The organism is Gordonia sp. SGD-V-85, assembly GCF_001456905.1.
Lineage (GTDB): Bacteria > Actinomycetota > Actinomycetes > Mycobacteriales > Mycobacteriaceae > Gordonia > Gordonia hongkongensis.
The window spans coordinates 302954-329920 of sequence record NZ_LNQO01000004.1 but is presented as its reverse complement, the minus strand read 5'-3'; the positions used below and the strand labels follow the sequence as shown (position 1 = coordinate 329920).

Annotated in this window: 25 protein-coding genes and 1 tRNA gene; 7 read left to right on the top strand and 19 right to left on the bottom strand. The window is 65.9% G+C overall.

Annotated elements, in window-relative coordinates; translation table 11 throughout:
- Nucleotides 1–41: 41 nt before the first annotated feature.
- Together AS181_RS06980 and glmU are read right to left on the bottom strand one after the other, a co-directional pair.
- Complete coding sequence (locus tag AS181_RS06980) at nt 42–1019, bottom strand: ribose-phosphate diphosphokinase (RefSeq protein WP_004022643.1); 978 nt, start codon at nt 1017–1019, stop codon at nt 42–44.
- 57 nt (nt 1020–1076) lie between these two features.
- Complete coding sequence (glmU, locus tag AS181_RS06975) at nt 1077–2537, bottom strand: bifunctional UDP-N-acetylglucosamine diphosphorylase/glucosamine-1-phosphate N-acetyltransferase GlmU (RefSeq protein ID WP_058250903.1); 1461 nt, start codon at nt 2535–2537, stop codon at nt 1077–1079.
- A gap of 316 nt (nt 2538–2853) precedes the next feature.
- Here glmU and fabG point away from each other — a divergent pair, with 316 nt between their 5' ends.
- Together fabG and AS181_RS06965 are read left to right on the top strand one after the other, a co-directional pair.
- Nucleotides 2854–3609, top strand: coding sequence for a 3-oxoacyl-ACP reductase FabG (fabG, locus tag AS181_RS06970; RefSeq protein ID WP_058250845.1), 756 nt, complete (start codon nt 2854–2856; stop codon nt 3607–3609).
- Nucleotides 3610–3723: 114 nt separating this feature from the next.
- Nucleotides 3724–3795 (top strand) — tRNA-Gln (locus AS181_RS06965).
- Nucleotides 3796–4082: 287 nt separating this feature from the next.
- Here the strand turns inward: AS181_RS06965 and AS181_RS06960 are convergent.
- The 11 genes from AS181_RS06960 to AS181_RS06910 all read right to left on the bottom strand — a co-directional run bounded on the left by AS181_RS06960 (nt 4083) and on the right by AS181_RS06910 (nt 15426).
- The gene (locus AS181_RS06960) at nt 4083–5618 is read right to left on the bottom strand and encodes a long-chain-fatty-acid--CoA ligase (protein WP_058250844.1); all 1536 of its coding nucleotides are present in this window, start codon (nt 5616–5618) and stop codon (nt 4083–4085) included.
- Nucleotides 5619–5634: 16 nt separating this feature from the next.
- Complete coding sequence (locus AS181_RS06955; RefSeq protein ID WP_058250843.1) at nt 5635–7086, bottom strand: MmgE/PrpD family protein; 1452 nt, start codon at nt 7084–7086, stop codon at nt 5635–5637.
- Entirely contained in the window at nt 7083–7883 is an 801-nt protein-coding gene (locus AS181_RS06950; RefSeq protein WP_082652879.1) for an ABC transporter permease, read from the bottom strand. The genes AS181_RS06955 and AS181_RS06950 overlap by 4 nt, the downstream gene beginning before the upstream one ends.
- Nucleotides 7880–8605 carry an ABC transporter permease gene (locus AS181_RS06945; protein ID WP_231742320.1) on the bottom strand — a complete coding sequence of 242 codons (726 nt, stop codon included), beginning with the start codon at nt 8603–8605 and terminating at the stop codon, nt 7880–7882. Before AS181_RS06945 ends, AS181_RS06950 begins: the two co-directional genes overlap by 4 nt.
- An 80-nt stretch (nt 8606–8685) precedes the next feature.
- Entirely contained in the window at nt 8686–9504 is an 819-nt protein-coding gene (locus AS181_RS06940; RefSeq protein WP_058250840.1) for an ABC transporter ATP-binding protein, read from the bottom strand.
- A gap of 7 nt (nt 9505–9511) precedes the next feature.
- Complete coding sequence (locus tag AS181_RS06935) at nt 9512–10504, bottom strand: ABC transporter substrate-binding protein (protein ID WP_058250839.1); 993 nt, start codon at nt 10502–10504, stop codon at nt 9512–9514.
- A gap of 28 nt (nt 10505–10532) precedes the next feature.
- Nucleotides 10533–11648 carry a 2-methylaconitate cis-trans isomerase PrpF family protein gene (locus AS181_RS06930; RefSeq protein WP_269434028.1) on the bottom strand — a complete coding sequence of 372 codons (1116 nt, stop codon included), beginning with the start codon at nt 11646–11648 and terminating at the stop codon, nt 10533–10535.
- Between the two features lie 41 nt (nt 11649–11689).
- A complete protein-coding gene (locus AS181_RS06925; RefSeq protein WP_058250837.1) occupies nt 11690–12589 on the bottom strand; it encodes an isocitrate lyase/PEP mutase family protein in 900 nt (299 codons plus the stop codon).
- Nucleotides 12586–13194, bottom strand: a complete 609-nt coding sequence (gene leuD, locus AS181_RS06920; protein ID WP_058250836.1) for a 3-isopropylmalate dehydratase small subunit — start codon at nt 13192–13194, stop codon at nt 12586–12588. The genes AS181_RS06925 and leuD overlap by 4 nt, the downstream gene beginning before the upstream one ends.
- A complete protein-coding gene (leuC, locus tag AS181_RS06915; RefSeq protein WP_058250835.1) occupies nt 13191–14597 on the bottom strand; it encodes a 3-isopropylmalate dehydratase large subunit in 1407 nt (468 codons plus the stop codon). The genes leuD and leuC overlap by 4 nt, the downstream gene beginning before the upstream one ends.
- 37 nt (nt 14598–14634) lie before the next feature.
- Nucleotides 14635–15426, bottom strand: a complete 792-nt coding sequence (locus tag AS181_RS06910; RefSeq protein ID WP_082652878.1) for an IclR family transcriptional regulator — start codon at nt 15424–15426, stop codon at nt 14635–14637.
- A gap of 233 nt (nt 15427–15659) precedes the next feature.
- Between AS181_RS06910 and AS181_RS06905 the strand changes: the two genes are divergently transcribed.
- On the top strand, nt 15660–17030 hold the full coding sequence (locus AS181_RS06905) for an MmgE/PrpD family protein (protein ID WP_058250834.1): 1371 nt from the start codon (nt 15660–15662) through the stop codon (nt 17028–17030).
- A 51-nt stretch (nt 17031–17081) separates the two neighbouring features.
- On the top strand, nt 17082–18383 hold the full coding sequence (locus AS181_RS06900; protein ID WP_058250833.1) for an SLC13 family permease: 1302 nt from the start codon (nt 17082–17084) through the stop codon (nt 18381–18383).
- A gap of 52 nt (nt 18384–18435) precedes the next feature.
- On the opposite strand, the gene AS181_RS06895 is transcribed toward AS181_RS06900, so the two are convergent.
- Both AS181_RS06895 and AS181_RS06890 read right to left on the bottom strand, forming a co-directional pair.
- Entirely contained in the window at nt 18436–19776 is a 1341-nt protein-coding gene (locus AS181_RS06895; protein ID WP_058250832.1) for an NtaA/DmoA family FMN-dependent monooxygenase, read from the bottom strand.
- On the bottom strand, nt 19773–20945 hold the full coding sequence (locus AS181_RS06890; protein WP_058250831.1) for an LLM class flavin-dependent oxidoreductase: 1173 nt from the start codon (nt 20943–20945) through the stop codon (nt 19773–19775). The genes AS181_RS06895 and AS181_RS06890 overlap by 4 nt, the downstream gene beginning before the upstream one ends.
- A gap of 187 nt (nt 20946–21132) precedes the next feature.
- Here AS181_RS06890 and AS181_RS06885 point away from each other — a divergent pair, with 187 nt between their 5' ends.
- The 3 genes from AS181_RS06885 to AS181_RS06875 all read left to right on the top strand — a co-directional run bounded on the left by AS181_RS06885 (nt 21133) and on the right by AS181_RS06875 (nt 23056).
- A complete protein-coding gene (locus tag AS181_RS06885; RefSeq protein ID WP_058250830.1) occupies nt 21133–22275 on the top strand; it encodes an LLM class flavin-dependent oxidoreductase in 1143 nt (380 codons plus the stop codon).
- Between the two features lies 1 nt (nt 22276).
- Complete coding sequence (locus AS181_RS06880; RefSeq protein WP_058250829.1) at nt 22277–22471, top strand: hypothetical protein; 195 nt, start codon at nt 22277–22279, stop codon at nt 22469–22471.
- 75 nt (nt 22472–22546) lie between these two features.
- Nucleotides 22547–23056: a pyridoxamine 5'-phosphate oxidase family protein gene (locus AS181_RS06875; protein WP_058250828.1), complete on the top strand. Its 510-nt coding sequence runs from the start codon at nt 22547–22549 to the stop codon at nt 23054–23056.
- Between the two features lie 14 nt (nt 23057–23070).
- On the opposite strand, the gene AS181_RS06870 is transcribed toward AS181_RS06875, so the two are convergent.
- Genes AS181_RS06870 through AS181_RS06855 form a run of 4 tightly spaced genes read right to left on the bottom strand, consistent with a single transcriptional unit; the run spans nt 23071 to nt 26871 of the window.
- On the bottom strand, nt 23071–24084 hold the full coding sequence (locus tag AS181_RS06870) for a glycine betaine ABC transporter substrate-binding protein (protein ID WP_058250827.1): 1014 nt from the start codon (nt 24082–24084) through the stop codon (nt 23071–23073).
- Entirely contained in the window at nt 24081–24899 is an 819-nt protein-coding gene (locus AS181_RS06865) for an ABC transporter permease (RefSeq protein WP_058250826.1), read from the bottom strand. Before AS181_RS06865 ends, AS181_RS06870 begins: the two co-directional genes overlap by 4 nt.
- Nucleotides 24896–26230, bottom strand: coding sequence for an ATP-binding cassette domain-containing protein (locus AS181_RS06860; RefSeq protein WP_058250825.1), 1335 nt, complete (start codon nt 26228–26230; stop codon nt 24896–24898). Before AS181_RS06860 ends, AS181_RS06865 begins: the two co-directional genes overlap by 4 nt.
- Nucleotides 26227–26871, bottom strand: a complete 645-nt coding sequence (locus tag AS181_RS06855; RefSeq protein ID WP_058250824.1) for an ABC transporter permease — start codon at nt 26869–26871, stop codon at nt 26227–26229. Before AS181_RS06855 ends, AS181_RS06860 begins: the two co-directional genes overlap by 4 nt.
- Nucleotides 26872–26967: the final 96 nt, after the last annotated feature.

Below are 26967 nucleotides of genomic sequence, written 5' to 3'. Positions count from 1 at the left end.
GCCGCAGATGTTGAGGTGCGAGCGCAGCGAGCCTCGAACGGTCAGGCGATGCCGTCGAAAAGACTTGTGACAGAACCGTTCTCGAAGACCTCGCGGATCGTCTGGGCGAGCAGCGGTGCGATGGAGAGGACGGTGAGGTTCTCGAAGCGCTTCTCGGCCGGGATCGGCAGGGTGTCGGTGGCGATGACCTCCTTGGCGCCGCAGGACGCGAGACGCTCGGCCGCGGGGTCGGAGAACACGCCGTGGGTGGTGGCGATGATGACGTCACCCGCGCCGGCGTCCTTGAGGACCCGCACGGCGCCGGCGATGGTGCCGCCGGTGTCGATCATGTCGTCGATGAGGATGCAGGTGCGTCCCTCGACCTCGCCCACCACGCGATTGGACTTGACCTGGTTGGGCACGAGCGGGTCACGCGTCTTGTGGATGAACGCCAGCGGCGCGCCACCGAGGGTGTCGGCCCACTTCTCGGCTACACGTACGCGACCGGAGTCGGGGGAGACCACGGCGATGTTGTCGGTGCCGTACTTGCCCCGGATGTACTCGGCGAGCTGTCCCTGAGCGTGCATGTGATCGACAGGGCCGTCGAAGAAGCCCTGGATCTGGTCGGTGTGCAGGTCGACGGTGATGATCCGGTCGGCGCCCGCGGTCTTGAGCAGATCGGCGATGAGGCGGGCCGAGATCGGCTCACGTCCGCGGTGCTTCTTGTCCTGGCGGGCGTAGGGGTAGAACGGCAGGATCACGCTGATGCGCTTCGCCGAGCCGCGCTTGAGGGCGTCGATCATGATGAGCGCCTCCATGACCCACTGGTTCAGCGGGTACGGGCAGCTCTGCAGGACGAAGGCGTCCGATCCGCGGACCGAGTCCTCGAAACGAACGAACAGTTCGCCGTTGGCGAAGTCGCGGGCGGTCTGCGGGGTGACCTTGATGCCCAGTTCATCGGCGACTGCTTCGGCGAGTTCGGGATGGGCACGACCAGAGAACAGCATCAGGTTCTTCTGGTTGTCAGTGGTCCAGGTCATGAAAACTCTTCTGTTCGTGTAGTTTCGGATCTGCAGGGTCGAGCGCGGGTCGGGGTGTCAAGCCGTCCCGGGGTTCTTGTCGCGTGCCTCGAGGGCCGCGCGCGCCGCCGCGGTGTCGGGCCGCTTACGCACGACCCAGTCCTCGATGACGCGTTGTTCGCCTGCCGAGACCGCGAGGGCTCCCGGCGGTACATCTTGCCGCACCACGGTTCCGGCGCCGGTGTATGCCCCGTCGCCGACGCTGACCGGCGCGACGAACATGTTGTCCGAGCCGGTGCGGCAGTGGTCGCCGATCACGGTGCGGTGCTTGGCAACCCCGTCGTAGTTGACGAAGACGCTCGACGCGCCGATGTTGGAGTGCTCGCCGATGGTGGCGTCGCCGACGTAGGTGAGGTGCGGGATCTTGGACCCGGCACCGATGGTCGCGTTCTTGGTCTCGACGAAGGTGCCGATCTTGCCCGCGTCTCCGAGGGCCGTGCCCGGTCGCAGGTAGGCGAAGGGCCCGACGGTGGCCTCGGCGCCGATGACCGCGTCACTGCCGTGCGTGCGGATCACCTGCGCGCCGCGTCCGACGGTGACGTCGGTGAGAGTGGTGTCGGGTCCGATCACGGCGTCGGCGGCGATGTGCGTGCGCCCGTGCAGCTGTGTGCCGGGCGCGATGTGCGCGTCGGGCTCGATGGTGACGTCGGTGTCGATCCAGGTGGTGGCGGGGTCGACGACGGTCACCCCGTCGAGCTGATGACGACGGATGATGCGGCGGTTGAGTTCGGCGCCCAGGGCGGCGAGTTGGGCACGGTCGTTGCAGCCGGCCACGAGCACCGGATCGGCGACGGTGTGTCCGCGGACTGCCCGCCCCTCGCCGCGGGCGATCTCGACGATGTCGGTGAGGTAGTACTCGCCCTGCACGTTGTCCGTCGACAGCTTCGACAACCCGTCGCGCAGCGCAGCGGCGTCGAAGGCGTACACGCCGGCGTTGACCTCGGTGATCGCGCGCTGCTCCGGGGAGGCGTCCTTGTGTTCGACGATCGCGGTGACGGCGTCCCCGTCGCGGATGATGCGTCCGTATCCGGTCGGGTCGTCGGCGACGAAGCTCGTCAGCGTGACCGCGGCCCCGCCGTCGGCGAGATGGGTGTCGATGAGCGCGCGGAGGGTGTCGGCGTCGAGGAGGGGGACGTCGGCAGCGGTGACGACGACGGTGCCGTCGAAGTCGTCGGGGAGTCCGCCGAGTCCCACCCGGGCGGCGTCCCCGGTCCCGCGGGGCGTGTCCTGTTCGGCGATGCCGATCTCGACGCCGAGGCCTGCCCCGATCTCGCCGATGGCAGCGGAGACCCGTTCGCGTTCGTGGCTGACGACGGCGATGAGATGCGCGGGGTCGATGCCCGCGGTCCCGTGGAGCGCGTGGCCGACGAGCGAGCGGCCGCCGATGGTGTGCAGGATCTTCGGGATCTTGGACTTCATACGGGTACCGGCACCCGCGGCCAGGACGATCACGGCCACGGACGGCGACGTTCCCGTCATCGAATGCCCACCCTCTTCCTGATCGGTGACTGCCACGATCATGTCTGTCCGACGGCGCCGGCGGGGGTCGCTGACCGGGTTCGCGGTCGCACGTCGGGTGCGATCCTACGCATCGGTACCCGATGGCAGAAATGCAGCGCGCTGTTTGTGGCGAAACCTCGCGACCGGGCCTGATAGAACACATAGGGACCGCAACGCCGAGCGATCAATCGGTAGATCATTGCCGTTGTCGCTGACGGAACAGGGTGGGTGCGGGGGAACCAACCATGCGCGCCGGAGTTGTCCGGCTCGCGAAACGACCACACGGAGGTAGTGAATGAGCACGCAGAAGACGGCGATCGTCACCGGGGCCGCACGGGGGATCGGTGCGGCCGTGGCCAAGCGCCTGGCCGACGACGGGCTCGCGGTGGCCGTCCTGGACCTCGACGCCGACGCCTGTGCCGACACCGTCAAGGCGATCACCGACGCCGGTGGCAAGGCGATCGCGGTGGGTGCCGACGTCGCCGACGAGGCCTCGGTGAACGCCGCGGTGGACAAGGTCGTCGCCGAACTGGGAAAGCCGACGGTCGTCGTCAACAACGCGGGCATCACCCGCGACAACCTGCTGTTCAAGATGACCGTCGATGACTGGGATGCCGTCATGGCCGTGCACCTGCGGGGCGCGTTCAACGTCACCAAGGCCGCCCAGAAGTACATGGTCGAGGCGGAGTGGGGACGCATCGTGAACCTGTCGAGCACCTCGGCACTCGGCAACCGGGGACAGGTCAACTACTCGGCGGCCAAGGCCGGCATGCAGGGCTTCACCAAGACCCTGGCGATCGAGCTCGGCCGGTTCGGCGTGACCGCGAACGCCATCGCGCCCGGGTTCATCGAGACCGAGATGACCGCCGCCACCGCCGAGCGCGTCGGCGTGCCCTTCGAGGACTTCAAGCGCGCCGCCGCCGGCCAGATCCCGGTCAACCGCGTCGGCGTGCCCGAGGACATCGCCCACACCGCGTCGTTCTTCATCAGCGAGGGTGCCGGCTTCGTGTCGGGGCAGGTCGTCTACGTGGCCGGCGGCCCCAAGGACTGATCGGTCACCGGACCCGTTTTCGACGACGCGACCTCGACTCTTGGTCGCGTCGTCGAAACGAGGTCGCGCCGACGTGAGTGCCGCGACGCTGTGGCACAATCGTCAGCGCAGTGATCCGCCATGGTGTAATCGGCAACACTCCTGATTTTGGTTCAGGCATTCTAGGTTCGAGTCCTGGTGGCGGAGCAACAGTAGATGTCAGAGATTCGCTGACGCGGCACCGACGGTGATCGATATGTGAAACCGTCCCGGGAGTGTTGGGTGAAACCTCGTGCTGCGCAAACCATTCGAGAACAAGCGCTGATCATGTGCGTCGACCCTCCGCTGCCGGCCGTCGAATGACTGGCGCCGTCGATGACACCCGGCGGGGCTACCGCCTGTGTCCCTCACGGTTCGATGTCCGACCTGACGAGGTCGCGATTTGCAGTGCGATGTCGTGCGTCCCTGGGACATCGGTCCCAGGGACGGACCGGTCAGAGCTCGCGTTTGATGATTTTTCCCGTGCTGGTCATGGGGAGTGATCCGACGAACTCGACGAGACGAGGGTATTTGTAGGCGGCGAGTCGCTCTTTGCACCAGTCGATGAGTTGCGCCTCGGTGACACCGCCGTGGTCCGTGTTCTCGACGACCACCGCTTTGATCTCCTCAGCGTGTGATTCATGTGGTACGCCGACGACGGCGACCAGGGACACCGCGGGGTGGGTGATCAGCAGTTCTTCGATCTCGCGTGGATAGACGTTGTACCCGCCGCGGATGATCATGTCCTTGCTACGGTCGACGACGTAATACCAGCCGTCGCTGTCCTTCCGGGCGAGGTCGCCGGTGCGGAACCAGTTGTCGCGGATCGCCTCTGCGGTCGCTTCGGGGCGGTTGTAGTAGCCCTTCATCACGTTGTGGCCCCTGATCGCGATCTCCCCGATGGGACTGAAGCCGTCGTCGTCGACGTCACCGGCGATCTCGGTCCACTCGTCGTCGACGAGTTTCATCTCGACGCCCGGTATCGGGACGCCGATCGACCCGACCCGTGGCTCCTGCCCGTAGACGGAGAACGACGCCACCGGCGATGTCTCCGACAGTCCGTATCCTTCCAGCAGGGTGACTCCGAAGCGGTCCGCGAAGTTCTTGTGTACCTCGCCGGGGAGTGCCGAGCCACCGGCAACGGCGACGCGCAGCCGGTCGGCGACCGCGGAGACGTCGACGCTTTCGTCGACCGCATCGAGCAGACCCCAGTACATCGTCGGGACACCCGCGAAGAACGTGATGTCATGGGTGAGCATCAGCTGGAGGGCGGTGCGTGCCTCGAATCGCGGCAGCATCACCACGGTGCCACCGAAAGCGACCGACCCGTTCTGGATGACTGTCTGGCCGAACGAGTGGAACAGTGGCAGTACGCACAGGTAGTTGTCCGGCCTGGAGGCGTCGGAGCCGAACAGATCCCTGCTGGCCAGAGCGTTGTCGCGCATGTTGCGATGCCGGAGCTCGGCGCCCTTCGGCCGGCCGGTGGTTCCCGATGTGTAGAGCAGGACTGCCGTTGCGTCGTCGTCGACGTCGAGGGTGGCGAACTCGGGTGAGTGGCCCGCCCACGGAGAAGCGGCGGGATCGGCGGGCACGACGAACAGCGAACGGCACCCGTCGGTGTCGTCGAAAGCCGCCGTCGCCGCATCACCCGTCGGGAGGTCGGCGGTTCCTTCGAAAGCGAAGTACGCCACCGCGTCAGAATCCGAGAGGTGGTATGCGATTTCACGAGGCTTGAGCAGCACGTTCATGGGTACGACAGTGGCCCCGGCCTTGAGGATGCCGAAGTAGATGATCGTGAAATGGGGAAGATTCGGGAATGACAGGGCGACCTTGTCACCGTGTTGCACGTCGTGCGCAGCCAGGAGATTCGCGACCTGGTTCGATGCGCGATCGAGGTGATCGTAGGAGAGTTCGGTGCCGTTGAAGACGATGGCTGTGCGGTCGGGGTGACTGTCGGCCGCTGCGTCGAGCAGGGCTGCGAGGTTGGTCATGGTGGACTCCTTCGGGCTAGAGCGTCACGGGTAGTGCCGAGACGTCGGCGGCGAGTTCGTCGACGAGGTCGGAGACGTCGGTCACCGACTCGAGGTCGACTACGAGGCTTTCGATTCGCTGCCATCGGTCGGCAATCCCGATCGATGCGGCGAGACGGCGAGCCTTGGTCACGATGTCCGAGTTGGACAGCGGGCGGGTCGCCCCGCCGAGGGGGCCGTCGACCTCGATCGTCTCGAAGCGACCGTCTTTGAGGGTCAGGTGCATACATGTGCGAAATCGGTCCTGCGGCTGATCGAAAGCCTCACGATGGTGGACCGAGATGCGAGACAGGAGGTCCCAGACATCGCCGGAGTCGACCCGAGCACGGGTGAACTGCTCTGCCAGAACCTGGCCGTCGAGTAGTGCAACCGCCACGGTGTACCCGATGTTCATCTGCGCGCCGATGGTCTCCAGCGGACGCTCCGGTTCCCACCAACCGTGGTGGTAGGCAGCATGGGAGACCCCGATGTCGACGGAAGCGATGTCGGCGGCATCGATCCCTCTGGAGCGTGCCTCCAGTGCACAGTCGATGGGCGCGTGCGTCGCAGCCATCGATGCGTACGCCTTGACCGCAGTGTCCAGCAGCGTCCACTCCTCGCCCAGGTTCGCGACGATGAGATCGGCACGGGGGTGGTGGCCTTCACCGAAGGTGGTGAGGAACCCCCCATAGGGACGTTCGTAGACGCGTTTGATCCCGCTGTATCCGGCCTCGGCAAGACCTGCCGCGTACCAGCCGTTGCGGGAGGAGAAGCCGTGGTGCATCCGTTTGGACATGGCCTCGTACTGGGCCGCCATCAACCCGGCCGACTGGGTGCCCGCGAGGCCCAACGCGTCCTCGACTCGCGAGGGATCGAGCCGACGCAACCACGCCGACGTCGCTGCACTGGCGTGTGTGCCGAACACTGCCCCCGAATGCCATCCGCGGGAGAGCATTTCCGCGCCGTGCAGGGCAAGACCGACGCGCGGGCCCACCTCGTAGCCGGCGATCAGTGCCGTCAGCAACTCGCGACCCGAGACCGGCCGGTCGAGCATGGCGATGGTGCTGATGGCACTCGGCAGTACGAGCGAGTTGCTGTGCAGCGGGGCCTTCACGTGATAGTCGTCGAGTTCGAATCCCTGGATGAACGTGCCGTTCAGCAGGCACGCTGCCGGAGCCGACGTGGTGCGTCCCCAGCCAAGTACCGGTACGTCTCCCCGCCCTTCGAGTGCCAGGACTGCCTCGACAGCGCGTTCGGACCAGGGCAGTCGAGCCCCGACCAGGGCACAGATCAGACCGTCGAGAACGAGATGCCGTGACCGTTCCCGCACATCGTCTGGAATGTCTTCGTAGCCCAGGGATGCGATCCAGGTGGACAGTTGGCCGGTGACGCCATCCGGGTCGGTGGGCAGTCCGATCTCGAGTTGTGTCGCGTCGGGTGTGGTGGTCATGAGTTCACCTCGTAGCGGTTGCGAATCCGGACCTCGAGCTGTTGGAGCGCGAGAGTGGGTACCAGTGCCAGTACGCCGATCAACACGACCTGTCCCATGATGTTCTCCACTCGGGCCAGAGACAGATTGCGCAGCAACTCGTATCCGAGTCCACTGGAGCCGGAGAACATCTCGGCCAGGAGTAGGCCGATGAGAGTCAGTCCGAAGCACAGGCGCATGCCTGCGGCAAACGAGGGCAGGACGCTCGGGACGATGATGCGTCGCATGAGCGAGCCGCGCGACATATTCAGACCGGCAGCCATTTTCAGGTGGAGGCGACTGACGCCGGCCGTGGCCTCCACCATGATCAGGAACATCGGTAGTACGCCTGACACGAAGGCGAAGGCGCCGCGGCTGAAGTCGCCGATACCGAGGAAGAGCAGGAAGATCGGGTACAGGACGATCTTGGGAATGCTGTTGAGTGCGTACACGACAGGTAGGGTGGCGCTGGACCAGAAGGCGCTCAGTCCGAGAAGCATTCCGGCGATTGAACCGATGGCGATTGCAGCCACATAGGACAGCAACAGAACTCGCGCGGTGTCCAGCACGCTCTGCTGGAGCCGGTCGCTCCCGATGTCCGCGCGCAAGCTGTCGAGCGCCTCGACAGGCCCAGGGTAGACCGCGCTGTCTGCGAGCGCGGCGCTGGCCGCCCATATGAGGAGGAGAACAATTGCGAGAGCGACTGGTGGCACCCAGGAAGGTGTTCCGCGTCGGCGCAGAGATGTCCGGTCCGCTGTCGATCCCGGTGTGGCCGTCATCGCCGCCTCCAATCGAATGAACTCAGCGCGGCACTGAGGGCGAGGTTTGCCAGTAGGGCGAAGGCGCTGACGAACAGAATGCCTGCGTACATGTCCACGGTATTGAAATTGTTGTAGGCGCGATTGACCACCTGGCCGAGACCTGTTGTGGCCAAGATGAATTCGGTGGCCAGCACGGCGATGATCGTGTAGGCGAGACCCAGTTTCAGGCCCGCCAGGATGTCGGGCAGTGCAGAGGGGAGGAGGATCTTCCGGAACTGTTGTGATTGCGACATCTCGAGTGACTTGGCGAGCTTCTTGGCGATCGTCGGTGTCGCCTCGAAGCCGACAAGCGAGTTCGAGATGACGATGACGACACTGAACAGGATCGCCAGGAGGATGATCGGCACGACACCGGTCCCGAACATCACCACCATGACGGGATACAGCGCGAAGATCGGCAATGCATAGAACACGTTCACGTACGGCTTGAAGGCGTTGTGCACCCACCACGATCGGGACATCAGGTAGGCGACGAGTACGCCGGTGACCGCGGACGCCACGAAGCTGGCGCAGATCAGCAACATGCTGCGCACCAGTGCGTCGACGACGAAGTCGCGGTCGCCGAGCAATTCCACGGCTCGTGAAGCCATCTGACTCACAGGAATCAGATCGAGCCGGGAGATGGCACCCGAGCGGGCGTAGAGTTCCACTGCAGCGACAGCGGTAACGACCAGCACCATCGTCCAGGCCGCGGCCGGAAGGCCTGACACGCGGCGGGGCGTCGGGCGGACATACGACGGGACAACAGACGCTCGCGGGCTCACCGTTCGGCCCCCATGGCCGCCTCTGCCTCCGCGCGAATCTGTCCCCAGATGCGTTCCTGGGCCGCAGTGGCCGACGGTTCGGACAGGGCGGCGTGTGCGCGCGGACGAGGCAGCGCGATCGGCACCTCGTCGATGAACGTCCCCGGGCGCCTGCCCATCACCATCACTCGGTCCGACAGCAGCACGGCTTCCTGGATGCTGTGGGTGATGAACAGGACTCCACAGCCGATCGACGCGACCACGCGCAGCAGTTCTTCTGCCATCAACATCCGTGTCTGCTCGTCGAGGGCGCCGAACGGTTCGTCGGCGAGGATCAGGTCCGGATCCATCGACATCGCCCGGGCCATTGCCACACGCTGCCGCATTCCGCCCGACAGCTGCGCGGGGTAATGGTTCTCGAATCCGCCGAGACCGACGACCTCGACCAGCTCCCGGGCGCGGCCGCGACGTTCCTTCTTCCCGACACCCCGAACCTCGAGGGCGAACGCGACGTTGTCGAGAACGGTCCGCCACGGAAGAGTGGCGGATTCCTGGAAGACGATCGCGGTACGGCGTCGCGGACCGTCCAGCGGCGATCCGCCGACCTCGACGGTTCCCCGTGCCGGGTCCTGCAGTGCTCCGATGATCTCGAGCAGGGTCGACTTTCCGCATCCGCTCGGGCCGACGATCGACACGAACTCTCCGCGCCCGATGGTCAGATCGACCGGGCCCAGGGCGTGAACCGGACCGAAATGTTGCTCGACGCCCTCGACTTTCACGATCGGTGCCGGGGGCGTCACCGTGGAGTTTCGCGCTTCTTGGGTCTGGACTCTCATCTCTTTCTCACTTGCACTCGTCGGGGAGGGTGTCGGAGACGTTCTCGGGCAGGAAGTCGTCACGGAACAGGTCACAGAACCGGAGGTCGTCGGAATCCATCGCGATGCGCTGGGCCTTCACCGCCTGCTCGATGGCGTCCGCGTCGAACCCCGCACCCCAGTTGTCGTACTGGACGGCCCGGTTCACGATCGCCCTGGCGGACTCGATGTCGATATCGATGTAGTCGGCGTAGAGCTCGGCCGCCCGATCGGGGTTGTCCCGGATGGAATCGACCGCCTCGGCGTAGCCGGCGACAACGCCTCTGACCGTGTCGGGGTTGTTTTCGGCGAACTCTGGAGCGGTGGCGATGACGCTCTGCTGGAACTTCTCGAGGTAGTCGGCGCTCGAGACCGCGACCCGGAACTTGTCGGTCTTGGCAACCACCGACGGAGGCACAACTGCAACGTCCACGCTGCCGGCCTCGAGGAGCGCCACACCTTCGCCGACACCACCGGAGGATGTTCGCTCGATCGGCTGTGTCGCACCGGCGACCTCCGGCAGGATGAATGACAGGGCCTGGGTCACCGACTGCGGGTTGGTGTATGCCCATGTCGAGATGTCGTTGATGGTGCGTACTCTGTCATTGCTCGCCAAGGCATAGAAGTCCAGTCCGTAGACGCTTTGCGTGGCGCCACCTACGACCGCGAGTTCTGCTCCGGCCCCGCGGGATTCGAGCACCGAGGTGAAACCGACGTCTGCGATCGGGAGGTCGCCGCTGAGCATGTTCCGGACGGTGGTCCCGCCACCCTTACCGGGGACGATATCGCCGATCGTCACCCCGTGCTTCTCGAAGAGTCCCTGGTCTTTTCCGACGAGCCAGGGGATCGAGTACGGTTCTGTTGCGTTGCTGACCGCGATGTCGAATGCGGTGACATTCTCGCCGCTTCCGCCCGAACATGAACTCAGGGCGAGTGCGGTGACGAGCGCGCCGGTCGCGACGGCGATCGTGGTTCTGTTCATGGTCTTCCTTCTGTCAGGGTCGTGACTGTCACATCTGGACGTACACACGGCAGTCGGCGATGCGGCGTGCGGTTCTGCTCATTCCGAGCATGTGGAATCGGGGTGTCTCGGCCGGGGCGTCGCTGCAGGCGACCGACACGCGCATCACGCCTGACGGGTGGCCGGCCAGGAGTCGGTCCGTATCCGTGTCCGTTGCCAGGCGGGCAACGACGGAACCCGAAAGTCGGGACGCTGCGGCGAGGTTGACCGACGCAGTGCCGGCCAGGCTTTCGTGCAGCGTGCCCATGAACATCAAACGGACCGTCAGATTCATCTCGGACGCGCGCGTCCGCGTGTCGTTGATCGCGGTGTAGTCGGACGGCGGTGCGACCATGCCGACCACCGGGAGCCCCGGTGTCACGATGTCGGCGTCGCGCCAACCAGGGCTCATCGCGAGCATCTCTGCGGCACGGGCACGGATCTCGCGCAGGGTTGCGAGCAGCGTTGCCGAGTTGTCGATCTCCGACTTCGACTCGTCGCCACGAGCCCCGACCGACTCCGCCGCGACCCACACTGCCGGGTTCCCGACATCGCAGATGGTCACCGGGACGCTTCGGCCGTCGGACAGGGACAGGCGGTCGACGATGTTGCCGGTGGGGAGCAGCGTGCCGGTGCGAGCACCCACCGTGGCCGACCAGTCCATGACGATCTCGGCGCCGGTACCCGGGACACCGGGGACGGCACAGGTCCCGGTGGGGGTGTGGTGGCCATTCGCGACGGGAACGTGGGCCGTCATGATCTTCTGCGTGTTGGTGTTGAAGATCCGCACCTTGGTGATCCCGTCGGTGGCCGGAACCAGGCCTTCGTCGATAGCGAACGGACCTATTCCCGCAGAGATGTTGCCGCAGTTGCCATTCCACTGAACAATCGGTGCGTCGACGGCCACCTGCGCGAAGGTGTAGTCGACGTCGGCGTCGGGCCGGCTGGATGGCCCGACGATCGCGACCTTCGACGTGATGGCGCGAGAGCCGCCGAGCCCGTCGATCTGCAGGGCGTCCGGGGACCCCATGACCCGCAGGAGGAGCTGGTCGCGTTCATTCCCTTCGGGTGGTAGGTCGGCGGCGTGGAAGAACACGCCCTTGCTGGTGCCACCGCGCATGATCACAGCCGGTACGGTCCGCTGAGGTGAGCGGCTCGTTCCGGGGCTCATCGGACCGGCGCGGAGTCGGGTACCAAACCGTGCTCTTGTGGCCAGTCGAGCCAGTTGCTCAGGCCGACGATCTCGAAGAGATCGGCAGGTCCGCTCCCGTCGACCGGGGGCAGTCCGGTGGAATGCAGCTCACGCAGTGCGACCTGGACAGCCGCTGCTGCGGCGGCGATCGTCACCGCGGGGTAGATCGCCAGGGCGAATCCCAGGTCGCGAAACTCCTGCGCGGACAACAGAGGCGTCCGCGAGTTGGCCAGCACATTGACGACGAGCGGGACGGTCACCGCGGAACCGATGGCTTCCAGGTCATCGATGGTCTCCGGGGCCTCGACGAAAATCATGTCTGCACCGGCGTCGGCGAACGCGCGGGCCCGAGCGATCGCGGCGGCGCGCCCTTCGACGGCCAGTGCGTCCGTGCGCGCGATCACGACCAGGTCCGTGTTCGCCGCCGCGATGACCGCGGCACGCACTCGCGACACCGAATCTGCCAGCGGTGTCAGGGATTTCCCGGCCAGATGACCGCACCGTTTGGGTAGTTGCTGATCCTCGATGTGTACTGCGGCCGCCCCGGCGCGCCACATCCTGTCGATGGTGTGGCGCACGTTCAGTTCGTTGCCGTAACCCGTGTCGATGTCGACGATGAGAGGGAGGTCGGTCACCGCCCTCAGCCTGCTGACGTGCGTTGCCATCTCGGAGCCGGTCATCAATCCCAGATCGGGGACCCCCGTGACCGACACCGAGGCAGCGCCGCCCGAGACATACGCGGCCGGGAAGCCGATCGACTCGACCAGAGCCGCGGTGAGGCCGTCGTAGATGCCCGGCGCGAGTACGAACTGTCCGGAGTCGATCAGCGAACGGAGTCGGGCACCCGGGGACGGTGTGTTGGTGTGGTCGATCATGCTGCTGGACGCCTTCTCGGGAGGTGGTGATTGTTGGCCTGCTCGTGTGCCGCGATCTGCGTCTCACGCAGGAGAGTGATGTCGATGTCGTCGAGGCCCTCGATGAGCCGGCGGCACGTGAAGTCATCGATGTCGATGAGGGCCTCGCCACGATGATCACCGTCGTCCCAGGTCAGGGTTTTCGCGCGGAGTTCCACCGAGACAACGGTTTCGGGGCGGTTGCGTACCGCGCGCATCAACTGTTGTAGCGGTTTGTCGTCGATGCGTGCGGCCAGGACGCCGTTCTTACCGCAATTGGTGTAGAAGATGTCGCCGAACCGGGACGAGACGACGACGCGAAAGCCCCACTCCTGCAACGCCCACACCGCTGCCTCGCGGGACGATCCGGTTCCGAAGTCGCGTCCGGCGACCAGGACGGACGCTGTACGGCGGCTCGCATCGTTCAGAGCGAAGTGCGGGTCGGACCGCCATCCCTCGAAGAGGTGTTCGGCGAACCCGGTGCGGGTGACCCGCAGGCAGTGCTTGGCTGGAATGATGATGTCGGTGTCGATCGATGTCCGGTCCACCTCGATGGCGGTCCCACGATGACGGGGAAGGGGCTTCATACGAGTGCTCCCAAGGATTCGGGTGAGGTGAGGTGCCCGGTGACGGCTGTGGCGGCCGCGACGGGTGGGGAGACGAGGTGGGTGCGCGACCCCGTGCCCTGGCGGCCCTCGAAGTTCCGGTTGGACGTCGACGCGGCACGCTGACCGCGTTTCAGGACATCGTCGTTCATCCCGACGCAGAGCGAGCAACCGGCGTTGCGCCATTCGGCGCCCGCTTCGAGGAAGATGTGGTCGAGCCCTTCGGCTTCGGCGTCGGCCTTGACCGCCATGGAGCCCGGCACGACGACCATGCGCACGCCCTCGGCGACGCGACGGCCGCGGAGTACTTCCGCCGCGGATCGGAGATCCTCGATCCGCCCGTTCGTGCACGAGCCGAGGAAGACCGTGTCCACTCCGATCTCGCTCATCGGCGTACCGGGCGCGATGTCCATGTACTCGAGCGCCCTCGCAGCGGCCGCACGCGCTTCGGGTGTGTCGAAAGCGGAAGGGACGGGGACAGATTCGGACAACGGCGATGCCTGACTCGGGTTCGTTCCCCAGGTGACATATGGAGACACCTGCGTGGCATCGATGACGACTTCGCTGTCGTAGTGGGCGTCCGCGTCGCTGGCGAATTGTCGCCATCGCTCGACGGACCGCGTCCAGCCGTCGCCGGCCGGGGCGTAGGGCCGACCGCGCAGGTAGGCGAAGGTGACCTCGTCGGGACCGACGACACCTGCTCGGGCTCCGAGTTCGATACTCATATTGCACAGCGTCATACGCTGCTCCATGGACAAAGCGCGGATTGCCTCGCCGCGGTACTCCACGACGTGCCCCTGTGCTCCTCCGGTGCCGATGCGAGCGATCATGAAGAGCGCCAGATCTTTTGCGGTGGCGCCGTTCGGTAGGGCGCCGACGACGGTGATCGCCATGGTCTTCGGCTTCTCCATCGACAGGGTCTGGGTCGCGAGAACATGCTCGACCTGACTGGTCCCGATACCGAAGGCGAGTGCGCCGAATGCGCCGTGTGTGCTGGTGTGGCTATCACCGCACAGGATGGTCATTCCCGGTTGTGTCACTCCGAGTTCGGGCCCGATGACGTGCACAATTCCCTGGCCGGGTGACGCCATCGGATGGATCATGACGCCGAACTCGTCACAGTTCATACGCAGCGTGCGCATGAGCAACGCGGCGGTGTTGTCGGCGGGGGGGTAGGTGAGCGTTCTGGTGGGGACGATGTGGTCTTCGGTTGCCAGCGTCAGATCCGGTCTTCGTACGGATCGGCCGGATCGGCGGAGGCCGTCGAAAGCCTGTGGGCTCGAGCCCTCGTGAAGTAGGTGGAAGTCCACGTAAAGTAAGTCGGGAAATTCGGAATCCCGATGTACCACATGAGATTCCCACAGTTTGTCGATGATGTTGGGCAAGGTTGTTCCTTTGTATCGGGCATGTCGGCGGGATCGTTCAGAGGGCGTTCGGCGCGAAGCGTTCCGGCGATGCCGATTCCAATTCCCGCCAGCCGAGCCGCCGCGAGAGTCTGGCGGCTGCGAGTGACATCTCCGGACCGATTCGTTCGGCGACGTCGGGGGTGAGACGGAAGGACGGACCACCGACAGCGAGGGTGGCGATGACCAGTCCGGATGCGTCGCGCACCGGCACGGCCATGGAGTTGAGGCCGACTTCTCGCTCCCCCTGGGTGTAGGCCCAGCCCTGGGCGCGGATGTGGTCCAACTCCCCGCGAAGCGAACCCAGCTCGGCCAGTGCCCCTCCCGCATCGGGACCTTCCTGCGCCACGGCCGCACGGAATACGTCGTCGTCGAAGGCCATGAACACCTTGCCGGCCGCGCCGGCATGCATCGGCATGACCTGACCGACCCTCGCCTGGTACACGACGGACCGCTGCGAGAGTTCGACGGCGACTGCGACGCGGCTGTTGCCCCGGCGGACATAGGCCCCGGACGTTTCCCCGGACAAGTCCCGCAGCTCGGTGAGCACCGGACCTACGGCCTCGAGCAATTCTGATCCTGCGGTGGCTGCGGCCGTCCAGCTCAGCGAACGCAGGCCGATCGAGTACTGATCCCCCGCCCTGCGCAACAGGTCATGGTCGACCAGCGTCTTGACCAGTCGAGCTGTTGTCGTCGTGGGCAGATCGGTGATCCGTTTGATCTCGGCAACGGTCATGCGGGGCTGATCAGGGGTGAAGCAGTCGAGGATACGCATCATCTTGGCGAGCACCTGCACCGAATCGGTTGACACAGTCGGCCTTCCTACGAGTGGAGAACCACGATGTGGTTTGTCTCACCATAGAGTGGCAATGAAGTCCGCGCAACATCGAAGTTGTCGGACGATAGCGCGCTTGACGTGACTCAGGCCACATGACTATTGTCCACTCAGCGGATAGTTAAACCGCATTCTGGTCTTCACGTAGCAAGCCGACAGCGCGATGTCTTTCCGCTGGTACCGCACACTTCACACGAACGGTTGAACAGATGGCTCCTGATACGTCCGTCGTTGCGGACACCGCTGCACTCGCGAACTGGCTGGTCGGCCTCACCTACGAGGATCTCGGTGCTGCTGTCCAGACACGTATTCCGCTCCACTTCCTGGATTTCGCCGCGGTTGCCGCAGCCGGTAAGACGTACGCGGAATCGAGTGAGGCCTTGCATGCGGCCACCTTCGGTGCCTCGGATGGAGCCGGTGCTCTCAATGGGTGCACTGTCATCGGGGAGCGCGCCGTACTCGGGCAAGGCCCGGCCGCATTCCTCAACGGGGCCTACGCACATTCGCTCGATTTCGACGACACCACGATCTCCTCGTCGCTTCACCCGGGCGCTCCGGTCATAGCGGCCGCGCTACCGCTCGCGGAGTCGTCGTGTGTCAGTGGGAGGCGCCTCATCACCGCCCTCGCCGCCGGATACGAGGTCACGTGCCGAGTCGGCGAGTCGCTGGGGCAGAGCCCCTACGAACGTGGATTTCACCCCACGGGATTGGCGGGAATATTCGGCGCGGTGGCAGCGGGGGCGCACCTACTCGGCCTCGATTCGGCCCGGACCACGAGTGCATTGGGCCTCGCCGGATCGATGGCAGGGGGTTCGTTGCAGTGCCTGGAAGACGGCACCTGGAACAAGCGCATCCACCCAGGGCTGGCCGCACGTGATGCCCTGTTCGCTCTCGAGCTCGCACGTCACGGTTTCCGCGGCGCAATCGAGCCATTGACAGGCAGATACGGCTTGCTGCAAGCGTTCTCGCGCAGCCCGAATGCAGACGTGCTGACCGCTGACCTCGGCGCAACGTGGACGTTGCTCGGCACGGGCATCAAACCTTACCCAGCGTGCCGGCTCACCCACGGCGCGATCGACGCAGCACTGGACGTGCGAACCCGACTGACGCCCGAGCAACTCGGCAGGGCCTCGATCACCGTCGAGATCAGTCCGATCGCGCACGACATCGTCGGCAAAGCCGTCCCCGCCAAGCGATTCCCCGGCACGACCGTCGACGGCCAGTTCAGTGTGTACTTCCAGATCGCGGCGGCTCTGCGGTACGGCAACCTCGGATGGGCGGTCTACGACCGCCTCTCGGATCCGGACGTCGTCTCGCTGAGCGAGCGGATCCAGGTCGTCGTCAACCCCGACGTGGAGCCCGCCGGGGCGTCCCTCACGGTCGGCGTAGAAGCGGTTCGCGTCGATGCCCCCTCGGGTGAACCCGACGGCGGAATCGATCTCAGCGTGGTGGCCGGAAAGTTCCGATCGATCACCGGCGCAGTGTGGGACCCCGACCGCCAGAACTCGATCGTGTCCGCGGTGACCGGCATGTCGAGCAGCGCGGACGTCTCCGGCGTCATCCGACTACTTCGCGGATAGCTCGCTCGTCGCTCCTGTCTGCGAACTCCACATTTCAGCGAAAGTACGAATATGCACAATCACGTCCACCTTCTCGGCATCCTGGTACTCGCGGGGGTGCTGGTCCTGGGAACCGCCCGACCGATCAACCTCGGAGCGTTGTCCCTGGTGGCCGCCTTTGTCATGGGCTCGATCGGATTCGGTTCCACCACCGCGGAGATCCTCGAGCCGTTCCCTGCCAATCTCTTCGTGATGCTCGTCGGCATCACATATCTGTTCTCGGTGGCACGCGCGAACGGAACGGTCGATTGGATGGTCGACGCGGCAATGCGTCTGACGGGCAACCGGGCTCAGATAGTCCCCTGGGTACTGTTCGTTCTGGGCGTGATCATCTGCTCCATCGGGGCCTTCTCTCCCGCTGTCGCAGCGATGCTCGCCCCGATCGCGATGAGTTTCGCGGTCAAGTACCGGCTGGACCCACTCCTCTGCAGTATCGTGATCGGCCTCGGCTGCATCGCCGGATCGTTCTCGCCCATAGCGCCGCTCGGGGTCATCGTCAACAGCGTCGGTGAACGCAGCGACATCGACGTCGCCCCGACTGTCCTCTACGTCGGTGTCCTCGTCATGTCCACCCTTGTCGCCATCGGGACGGCCGTTGTGCTGCGGATGCGATCGCGACCCGAGTTCACCGACCAACGTGCCCCGCAGGAGGCACTCCACGGCACATCGGGTGTCGTCAGGCGAAGCGGTCCCGGCGCGATGACCGAGGTCCGCCCGATCGGGGTCGAGAATTACATCACCGCCGTCGGATTCGTCGTCCTGGCGGTCGGCGGACTCATCATTGGTCTGGACATCGGCTTCTTGGCGCTCACCATCGCAGTTGTCCTCTCGCTGGTGTTTCCGTCGTCGAGTAAGCAGGCGATCTCCGAGATCAGCTGGGGAGTGATCCTGCTGATCTGCGGGGTGCTCACCTACGTCGGCCTCCTGGAAGCGAACGGAACGGTGGAATGGGCCGGGACGAAGGTGGCCGATTTCGGGGCCCCCGCTGTCACGGCGCTGCTGATCCTGTTCGTGGCCGCCATCGCGTCCGCTGCGGCGTCGACCACGGGACTCCTGGGCATGATCGTCCCGCTCTCGGTTCCTTTTCTTGCCACCGGCAACGTCTCGGTGGCCGGGTTCTTGATCGCCCTGGCGATCTCATCCTCTCTGGTCGACCTCTCGCCGTTCTCCACGGGCGGCGCCATCTATCTGGCCAACGCGCCGGAACAGTGGCGGCCCCGCATGTACAGAGGTCTCCTCACGTTCACCGGTGTGATGGTGATCGTCGGGCCGCTCAGCTCGTGGTCGCTTCTTGTTCTTCCGGGGTGGGTATGATACGACCCGGGCTTCGGCCTGGCCCCGGATGTGTCGACTTCCGGACCGCCGATCACCGGGTAGGGGCCGCCAGCCCCAGATTGTCCCGCAGCGTGGTGCCGTCGTAGTCGGTGCGATACGTGCCCAGCTCCTGCAGGACCGGCACCACCTCGTCGACGAACCGGTCGAGTCCGCCGGGCACGATGTGCGGCACGAGGATGAAGCCGTCGGCGACGTCGGCCTGAACGAAGTCGTTGATCGTGTGCGCGATGGTCTGTGGCGAGCCGACGAACGACTGGCGGCCGGTGACCTCGATGATGAGTTCGCGCGTCGTCAGGTTCTTCGCCTCGGCCAGGTCGCGCCACTCGTGCGCCACGGCGACCGGGTCGCGATGCATACGCACACTTGCGCGTCCCTTCGCGACGGTGTTCTCACCCGGGACCGGATCCACCTGCGGCAGCGGACCGTCGGGGTCGTGGTCGGAGAGGTCGCGATTCCACAGCTGCTCCAGAAACTTGATCGCCGTCTGCCCGGTGACCTGTTGTAGGCGCACCTCGTGGGCGAGTTCGGCGGCCTGCGCGTCGGTGTCGTCGACGACGAAGGTGGCCGCGGGTAGCACCAGGAGTTCGTCGGGTCGCCGGTCGTAGGAGGCGAGTCGCCGCTTGACGTCGGCGTAGAAGGCTCGACCGGCATCGTAGGTGGCGTGCCGGGAGAAGATCGCGTCTGCGGTCGCGGCCGCGAACTCCCGGCCCTCGTCGGAGTCACCGGCTTGGAAGATCACCGGCCGCCCCTGCGGCGAGCGCGGGGTGGGGAAGTGCCCGCGGATGTCGAATTGGGAACTGGTGAACTCGAATTCACCCGCATCGGGGCGCGCGAGGAAGCGGCCGGATTCGGTGTCGGCGAGTATGTCGTCGTCGCGCCACGAGTCCCAGAGAGTCGTCGCAGCGGTGAGGAATTCCTTCGCGCGTGCGTACCGCTCGTCCTCGGCCAGGTAGCCACCCCGTCGGAAGTTCTCACCGGTGAACTCGTCCCACGACGTCACGACGTTCCAGGCCGCGCGTCCCCCGGACAGGTGATCGAGAGTGGCGAATTGCCGTGCGACGTCCACCGGTTCGTTGAAGGTCGAGTTGATGGTGCCGGTCAGGCCGAGGTGGGTGGTCACTGCGGCCAGGGCGGACAGGACGGTGAAAGTATCCGGTCGGCCGACCACGTCGAGGTCGTAGATCAGCCCGTTCTGCTCGCGGAGCCGCAGTCCTTCGGCGAGGAAGAAGAAGTCGAACCTCCCACGTTCGGCGGCCTGGGCCAGATGGACGAACGAGTGGAACTCGATCTGACTGCCGGACTGCGGGTCGCTCCACACCGTGGTGTTGTTGACCCCCGGAAAGTGCGCGGCGAGATGGACCTGTTTGGTCATGCGACACCGGCCTTTCCAGTGGCGAAATGATTGGACGGGCGCGCCAGGCCGAGGTGCCCACGCAGCGTCGAATGGCTGTACTCATCGCGGAACTGGTTGCGGCGCCGGAGTTCCGGTACGAGCTCTCGGGTGATCGCGCGCAGGTCCTCGGGCAAGGCGGCCGGGTGTAGTCGTACTCCGCTGATTCCTGCCACCGCGGCCCAGCGCTCGATCTCGTCCGCGAGCCCGACCGGTGTGCCGGTGAAGACCGCGCTGTCGGGCGTGAACGGGCCACCTGTCCAGTCGTCGAGCTGCGCCCGACGGTCGTCGGCCTCCGCCTCCGATGCGGCGAGCACGACGAACAGGTCGACGAACAGGAGTGCTGGATCGGTGATCTCGCGACCGGCGTCGGAGTGTGCGGTGCCCACGGCGTCCACCGCGCGTACGGCGTCGTCGACGTCGCGCGGGCTGATGAACCCGAGGTCGGCGCCCCGACCGATCAGCCGCAGATCGGTGGGATGGGCGCCGGTCGCGGCGATGACCGGCCGGCCCTGCGGCGGGCGCGGCGTGATGGCGGGGCCGCGCACCGAGAACTGATCCCCGGCGAAGTCGATGTAGTGCAACTTGTCCCGGTCGATGAAACGGCCGGTCGCGACGTCGCGGATCTCGGCGTCGTCTTCCCAGGAATCCCAGAGCAGTCCCAACACAGTCGCGAAATCGAGTGCCTCGGAGGCGAGGTCGGCGAGCACCGCCGGGTCGTCGGGGAATCTCCTTCGACCGAACAATGCGGCCTCGTCGGGATCCGCGGTGGTGCGCACCACGACTCCGGCACGGCCGTTGCTCACATAGTCGAGGGTCGCGATCGCCCTGGAGACGTGGAAGGGTTCGGTGTGGGTCGCGGTCGCCGTCGGGATCAGCCCGATCGAACGGGTCGTGGGAGCGAGACGGGAGGCGAGTAGTACCGAATCGAGTCCTCCCGTCGCCCGGTCGGTGCGGGGATGCCCGCGATGCAGGGCGAAGGTATCCGCGAGGGTGACGAAGTCGAGGAGCCCGGCTTCGGCCTCGCCGACCAGTTGCTGCCAGTGCGCCGCTGTCGTGAGCGCGTTTGCCCGGGCCCCGGGCGCACGCCACGCACCCGGATGCGACCCGCAACCGTCCAGCGCCACGGCGACGCGTACGTGTTCGGTCATCGAGTCTCCCCTCGAGTCGTGTCGTCGATGTGTGTCTCCGTCTCGAACAGAGGCGGCATGACACGGGATTCCAGGACCAGGCCATCGGATCGGCGTGGGCCTAACCCTTCCGATGTCCCGCCGATGCCGCTTCGCTGATCAGGATGAGGTGTGTTCGGCACAGGACTCGAGACGGTCGGGGAGCGGTATGACGGGACATGAACCCATACCGCTGTCCGTGCTCGACCTCGCGCCGGTCACGGAGGGGAGTGACGCGGCGACGGCGGTGCGCCGCAGCGTTGCCTTGGCCCGGCACGCCGAACGTCTCGGATATCACCGCTTCTGGCTTGCCGAGCATCACTTCGTGGCAGTGGCCAGCTCGTCGACGACCACGCTCATCGGACTCATCGCCGGCGCGACCGAGTCCATCCGCGTGGGATCTGCGGCGGTCCAGAGTGGCCTGCACACCCCGGTGTCGATCGTGGAGGCCTTCGGGACCATCGACGCGCTCCACCCCGGCCGACTGGACCTGGGTCTCGGTCGTTCCGCGCAGCGTCGCACCGAGTTGGCGACTGCCGACCGGAGATCCGCACCCCGCGAGCCCGCACCCCGACAGCCCGACGAGGTCGTCGACGGCCTGCTCATACCGTCGCCGTTCCCTGTCGAGTCGATCCTGAACGCACCGCGGGTCGTCGCCGCGTTCGAGGCCTCGCAGTTCGACGGTGCGTCGCCGCCGGACTTCGACGACGCCGTCGGTGATGTCCTGGCGCTCCTGACGGGCGGGTTCAGTCACCGCGACGTCGAACTGACCGCGGTGCCGGGGCGGGGCGCTGACGTGGCGGTCTGGATCTTCGGGAGCAGCAAGGGGCAGAGTGCCCAGACCGCAGGTGCGCGCGGGTTGCCGTTCGTCGCCAATTATCACGTCAGCCCGAGCACGGTCCTGGAGGCCGTCGAGGCGTACCGAAGTGCGTTCCGGCCGTCGCCGGTCCTGGCCGAGCCGTATGTGGTCGTCTCCGCGGATGTCGTTGTCGCCGCGGATGAATCGACGGCACGGCACCGTGCATCCACCTACGGACACTGGGTGTACGGCATCCGCAGCGGAGCCGGCGCGCAACCGTACCCGGACCCTGACACGGCACGGCCGCTCGACGATGACGCGCTCCCACTGGTCGACGATCGCGTGCGCACCCAGTTCGTCGGCGACCCCGACACCGTGGTGGACGGGCTGCGCACCCTCGTGCGGGTGACCGGCGCCGACGAACTGCTCGTCACCAGCGTCACCCACGACTTCGACCACCGGCTGGCGTCGCATGAGTTGCTGGCGGCCGCATGGGGATTGCGAGGGAAGTGAGATGACCGGCTACGCGGCAGAGGGTTTCGGACGACGCGCCGGTGTGCGGTCGTCGTTGAGGGTGCTGTTCACCGGCATCCGGCGTCGCGTCGACGTGGATTTACTCGCCGTGTGTGCGGCGCTGCATCCGGAGGCACCGCACCTGGGTCTCCCGCTGGAGTCAGCAAGAACGGTCGGCCGCGGAAAGGTCTCATAACCGGGTCCCGGTGGCACCATGAGGTTCTCCGGTGACGACGGTCGTCGCCGACGAGCAGCCACGAGGACGCCCACCATGTACGAGACCCCGGATGAACTACACGAACTGCAGACCCTTCTCGACGCGTCCCTGTCCCGATCGACTGATCATCTGCGGTCCATCATCAGCAGCGAGAACACGGTCGACGCAACCCAATTGACCGAGATCCTGACCGGTATGCGAGTGCTTGCGCTCTCGACGGTGACCGCATCGGGTGAACCGCGGATCAGTGCCGTCGACGGCCATTTCCTCCACGGCAAGTGGGTCTTCGGCACGGCGCGCACAGCTGCGAAGGCTCGGCACCTCGCCGCCCGTCCGGCCGCCAGCGCGGCTCACATCCAGGGCGAGGAACTCGGGGTGTTCACGCACGGGACGGTCGAGATCCTCAACCCGCTCGACGGCGACCGCGCCGATGACTGGCCCGAGTTGGTGGCCCACTTCAAGAAGATCTACGGCGATGATGCGTTCGACTGGGACGTCGAGGTCATCTACTTTCGCCTGCACCCGCATTGGATGACGGTCTACGCACCGAGCCAGTCTCATTGACTGTGAGTCGACGGTCAGTCGACCGGGACGATGAAGCCTTCTTTCACGAGCCAGTCGTAGGCGACGTCGGAGGGGTCGGCACCATCGATGTCGATGAGTCCGTTGAGTTCCTGCATGAGCTCGTCGGTGAGTTTCGCCGACACCGGAGCCATGAGTTCGGCGATCTCCGGGTTCGCGTCGTTGACGCCGGTGCTCACCACGAGGCAGCCGCTGTAGGGCAGGAAGAACTTCTTGTCGTCTTCCAGGACGACGAGGTCGAGGTTCTTGATGCGACCGTCGGTGGAATAGACCATGCCGAAGTTGCAGGGTTCGCTCCGTGCGGTCGAGGTGTAGACGACGCCGGAGTCCATGGTCGTCACGTTGCTCTTGGGCACGCCGCCGGGGGCGTCGAGCGGGATGTCGTATGCCTCCAGCATGGGGATGAAACCGTCCGCGCGCGAGAGGAACTCGTCGTTGATGCAGAACGTCCGCTCGGATTCGGGCAGCTTCGCGATGTCGGACATCTTGGTGACGTTCAACCGCTCGGCCGTCGGTGCCGAGGCGGCGAAGGCGTAGGTGTTGTTGAACGACGAAGGCGGCAGCCACTCGACACCGTTGGCGCGTTCGGCGTCGCGGACGCGCTCGTACAGCTGCTGCGGATCCGCGATGGTCTCCGTCTCGCCGAGATAGGTCTGCCAGGCGGTGCCCGTGTACTCCCACACGATGTCGGCGTCACCGTTGAGAACCGCTTGCCGCGAGGACATCGAACCCGGTGCGTTGGTGAGGTCGTCGACGTCGGCCCCGGCCGCTGCCAGATAGGTCGCGGTGATCTTGCCGAGCAGGACCTGTTCGGTGAAGTTCTTCGACGTCACGGCGACCGACGTACCCTCCAGCGGACGTTCGCCGCCGGGAAGGGAAGCGGGACGGAAGGTTCCGGACGAACTCACCAGACCACACGCCGACAGCGTCATCACGAGGGCCGCCGACGCGGCCAGGATTGCGAGTGCCCGGGAGCGCAGCGAGCGGGCCGAGTGCGACCGTGTCATCATGCGATCCCCCGTGGTGTCGCGACGAGTTCGACGAGGCGGCCGAGCCAGTCGATCGTCATGGCGAGCAGGGCGACCAGGATCGCGCCCGAGACCAGCAGCTTGGGCAGGAACAGCGTGATGCCGGTGGTGATGAGCGTGCCCAGGCTGTTCGCGCCGATGAACGTGCTGAGGGTGGCGGTGCCGACCAGGATCACCAGTGCGGTCCGCACCCCGTTGAGGATGACGGGTACGGCGAGCGGGAGTTCGACTTGGACGAGGGTGCGGACGGCGGACAGGCCGATGCCCCGGGATGCCTCGACGGTCCGTTGATCGACCTGACGCAATCCGACGATGGTGTTCTGCAGGATCGGGAGCACGGCGTAGACGACCAGGCCGACGACGGCGGTGTTGAAACCGGTGCCGAGCCAGAAGGTGAACAGCACCAGCAGACCGATCGCCGGCGCCGCCTGCCCGATGTTGGCGATGTTGACCGCGATCGGGTTCAGCCACCGGAGCGACGGTCGGGTGAGCGCGATACCCAGTGGGATCGCGATCACGACGACGATGACGGTGGCGACGAGAGTCAGTTGGATGTGATCGAGGATGGTGGCGCGCAGCGCGGCCCATGACATCGACGCGCTCTCGGTGGTGGTGAACGTGGTGTTCGCGTACCAGATGGCGAAACCCACGCCGACGACCACGATCACGAGCGGTTCGAACCACACGTCGATGGGGATACGGGAGAGCCGTCGTCGAAAGCCGCTCGGGACCGACTCCGGGGCAGGCGGTTTCGCGGTCTCGGTGATCCTCGCCTCTTCGGCGATGAAACCCGTCACCGCTCGGCGCTCGTCTCGGGCGTGCCCACCGGCGCTGTCGCGGAACCGGCGCCTGCGGCAGGTTCCAGGCCGGGCTCGTCGTCGGCCGCGACGACCGGGGTCTCGACGGGAGCCGAACCCTCGGCGTGGTCGAGATAGCCGCCGTGGTCGTCGTCCTCCCGCACCGTCGCGAGTTGGCCGCGGATCGCTTCCATCACCGAGGCGATGTTCAGCGCACCGACGACCGCGCCGCGTCCGTCGGTGACGAGAACACCACCCTGGCTCGTCGCGAGCATCGAGTCGAGAGCGTCGTTCAGCGTCGAGGACTTGGCGACGACCGGGAGGCGATGGTCGAGGTAGTCGGAGACCTCCGGCTTGGCGCGGATCTCCTCGACCGACGGCCATGCGCGTGGGCGGCCGTGTTGGTCGACGACGGCGACCCAGTCCTCGCCGGCCGCCTTGGCGCGGGTCACCACGGCACCGGACGGTTCTCCGACCCGGGCGGTGAGCACCTCTTTGAAGTCGACATCGCGGACGCGGGTGAGGGTCAGGTGGGCGAGAGTCGCGCCCGATCCCACGAACTCCTCGACGAACGGGCTCGCCGGATTGGCCAGGATCTCCTCCGGCGGCGCGAACTGTTCGATGTGCCCGCCCTCGGAGAGGATCAACACCTTGTCGCCGAGTTTCGTCGCCTCCTCGAAGTCGTGGGTGACGATGACGATGGTCTTGGCCAGCTCGTGCTGGATCGCGATCAGCTTGTCCTGCAGGCGTGTTCGGGTGATCGGATCGACGGCGCCGAACGGCTCGTCCATCAGCAGCACCGGGGGATCGGCGGCGAGGGCGCGTGCGACGCCGACCCGCTGCTGCTGGCCGCCGGACATGTCCTTGGGGAGCCGTTCGGCGAAGGTCGCGGCGTCGAGTCCGACGAGGTCGAGCAGGTACTCGGTGCGCTCGGCGATACGTTTCTTGTCCCAGTTCAGGATTCGCGGAATGGCGCCGATGTTCTTGCTCACCGACCAGTGCGGGAAGAGTCCGCCGGACTGGATGACGTAGCCGATGGACTGCCGCAGCTTGTCCGGGTTCTCCGCGGTGACATCGCGTCCACCGATGTAGATGCGCCCCTCGGTGGGTTCGATGAGGCGGTTGATCATCTTCAGCGTCGTCGTCTTGCCACATCCGGACGGGCCGACGAAGGCGACGATGTCACCGGCGTCGATCTCCAGGTCGAGACGGGCGACGGCCGGCGTGGTGGCTCCCCGGTAACGTTTGGCCACGCCGTCGAGCCGGATGGACTCGCCGGTGACGTTGCGGTTGTTGCCGTTCGGCGCGGACGAGGTGGCGGAGTCGGTCATGAGAGTCCCTTGGAGATGGTGAGTCGGCCGAGCAGAACCAGGAGAGCGTCGAAGACGAGGGCGATGATGACGATCAGGATCGTTCCGGCGAGCGCCATTTCGAGTGCATTGGCACCACCGAGGCGGGAAAGCCCGTTGAAGATCAGCGATCCCAGGCCGGGGCCGAGGACGTAGGCGACGATCGCGGCGACACCGACGATCATCTGGGTCGACACGCGGATGCCGGTCAGGATCACCGGCCAGGCGATCGGCAGCTCGACGGTGAGCAGGATGCGCCATCTCGAAAGCCCGATGCCGCGGGCGGATTCGACCACGGCCGGCGGCACGGACCGTAGACCGACGACCGCGTTGCCGATCACCGGCAGCGTGGCGAAGAAGGCCAGCATCAGAAACGACGGCGTCACACCGAGTCCGAACGGCACGATCAACAGGGCCAGGAGGGCAAGCGACGGAATGGTCAGCGCCACACGGCTCGACGTCAGCGTCAGCGCGCTGGCGAGCGGGAGGCGATAGACCACGGCGGCGATGAGGATCGCCACGGCCGTACCCACGAGCACTGTCTGAAATGACAGAGACGCGTGTTGATATGTCAGAAAAGTGAGTGATCGGGCGTTCTCGCTGAGGTAATCCCACAATTGCACTGTCGGTGTCCCATCCCCGGTGTCCCACCCCCGGTGTCTGCGTCGACATTACGCAGAGTTGAACGAGACTGCCGACATTTGGACCGATCCAGTGTG

Bases quoted from the DNA above. Each gene is read 5' to 3' on its own strand.
- AS181_RS06980 (WP_004022643.1), bottom strand. From the start codon at position 1,019: ATGACCTGGACCACTGACAACCAGAAGAACCTGATGCTGTTCTCTGGT.
- glmU (WP_058250903.1), bottom strand. From the start codon at position 2,537: ATGACGGGAACGTCGCCGTCCGTGGCCGTGATCGTCCTGGCCGCGGGT.
- fabG (WP_058250845.1), top strand. From the start codon at position 2,854: ATGAGCACGCAGAAGACGGCGATCGTCACCGGGGCCGCACGGGGGATC.
- AS181_RS06960 (WP_058250844.1), bottom strand. From the start codon at position 5,618: ATGACCAACCTCGCAGCCCTGCTCGACGCAGCGGCCGACAGTCACCCC.
- AS181_RS06955 (WP_058250843.1), bottom strand. From the start codon at position 7,086: ATGACCACCACACCCGACGCGACACAACTCGAGATCGGACTGCCCACC.
- AS181_RS06950 (WP_082652879.1), bottom strand. From the start codon at position 7,883: ATGACGGCCACACCGGGATCGACAGCGGACCGGACATCTCTGCGCCGA.
- AS181_RS06945 (WP_231742320.1), bottom strand. From the start codon at position 8,605: ATGGTGCTGGTCGTTACCGCTGTCGCTGCAGTGGAACTCTACGCCCGC.
- AS181_RS06940 (WP_058250840.1), bottom strand. From the start codon at position 9,504: ATGAGAGTCCAGACCCAAGAAGCGCGAAACTCCACGGTGACGCCCCCG.
- AS181_RS06935 (WP_058250839.1), bottom strand. From the start codon at position 10,504: ATGAACAGAACCACGATCGCCGTCGCGACCGGCGCGCTCGTCACCGCA.
- AS181_RS06925 (WP_058250837.1), bottom strand. From the start codon at position 12,589: ATGATCGACCACACCAACACACCGTCCCCGGGTGCCCGACTCCGTTCG.
- leuD (WP_058250836.1), bottom strand. From the start codon at position 13,194: ATGAAGCCCCTTCCCCGTCATCGTGGGACCGCCATCGAGGTGGACCGG.
- AS181_RS06905 (WP_058250834.1), top strand. From the start codon at position 15,660: ATGGCTCCTGATACGTCCGTCGTTGCGGACACCGCTGCACTCGCGAAC.
- AS181_RS06900 (WP_058250833.1), top strand. From the start codon at position 17,082: ATGCACAATCACGTCCACCTTCTCGGCATCCTGGTACTCGCGGGGGTG.
- AS181_RS06895 (WP_058250832.1), bottom strand. From the start codon at position 19,776: ATGACCAAACAGGTCCATCTCGCCGCGCACTTTCCGGGGGTCAACAAC.
- AS181_RS06890 (WP_058250831.1), bottom strand. From the start codon at position 20,945: ATGACCGAACACGTACGCGTCGCCGTGGCGCTGGACGGTTGCGGGTCG.
- AS181_RS06885 (WP_058250830.1), top strand. From the start codon at position 21,133: ATGACGGGACATGAACCCATACCGCTGTCCGTGCTCGACCTCGCGCCG.
- AS181_RS06880 (WP_058250829.1), top strand. From the start codon at position 22,277: ATGACCGGCTACGCGGCAGAGGGTTTCGGACGACGCGCCGGTGTGCGG.
- AS181_RS06875 (WP_058250828.1), top strand. From the start codon at position 22,547: ATGTACGAGACCCCGGATGAACTACACGAACTGCAGACCCTTCTCGAC.
- AS181_RS06870 (WP_058250827.1), bottom strand. From the start codon at position 24,084: ATGATGACACGGTCGCACTCGGCCCGCTCGCTGCGCTCCCGGGCACTC.
- AS181_RS06860 (WP_058250825.1), bottom strand. From the start codon at position 26,230: ATGACCGACTCCGCCACCTCGTCCGCGCCGAACGGCAACAACCGCAAC.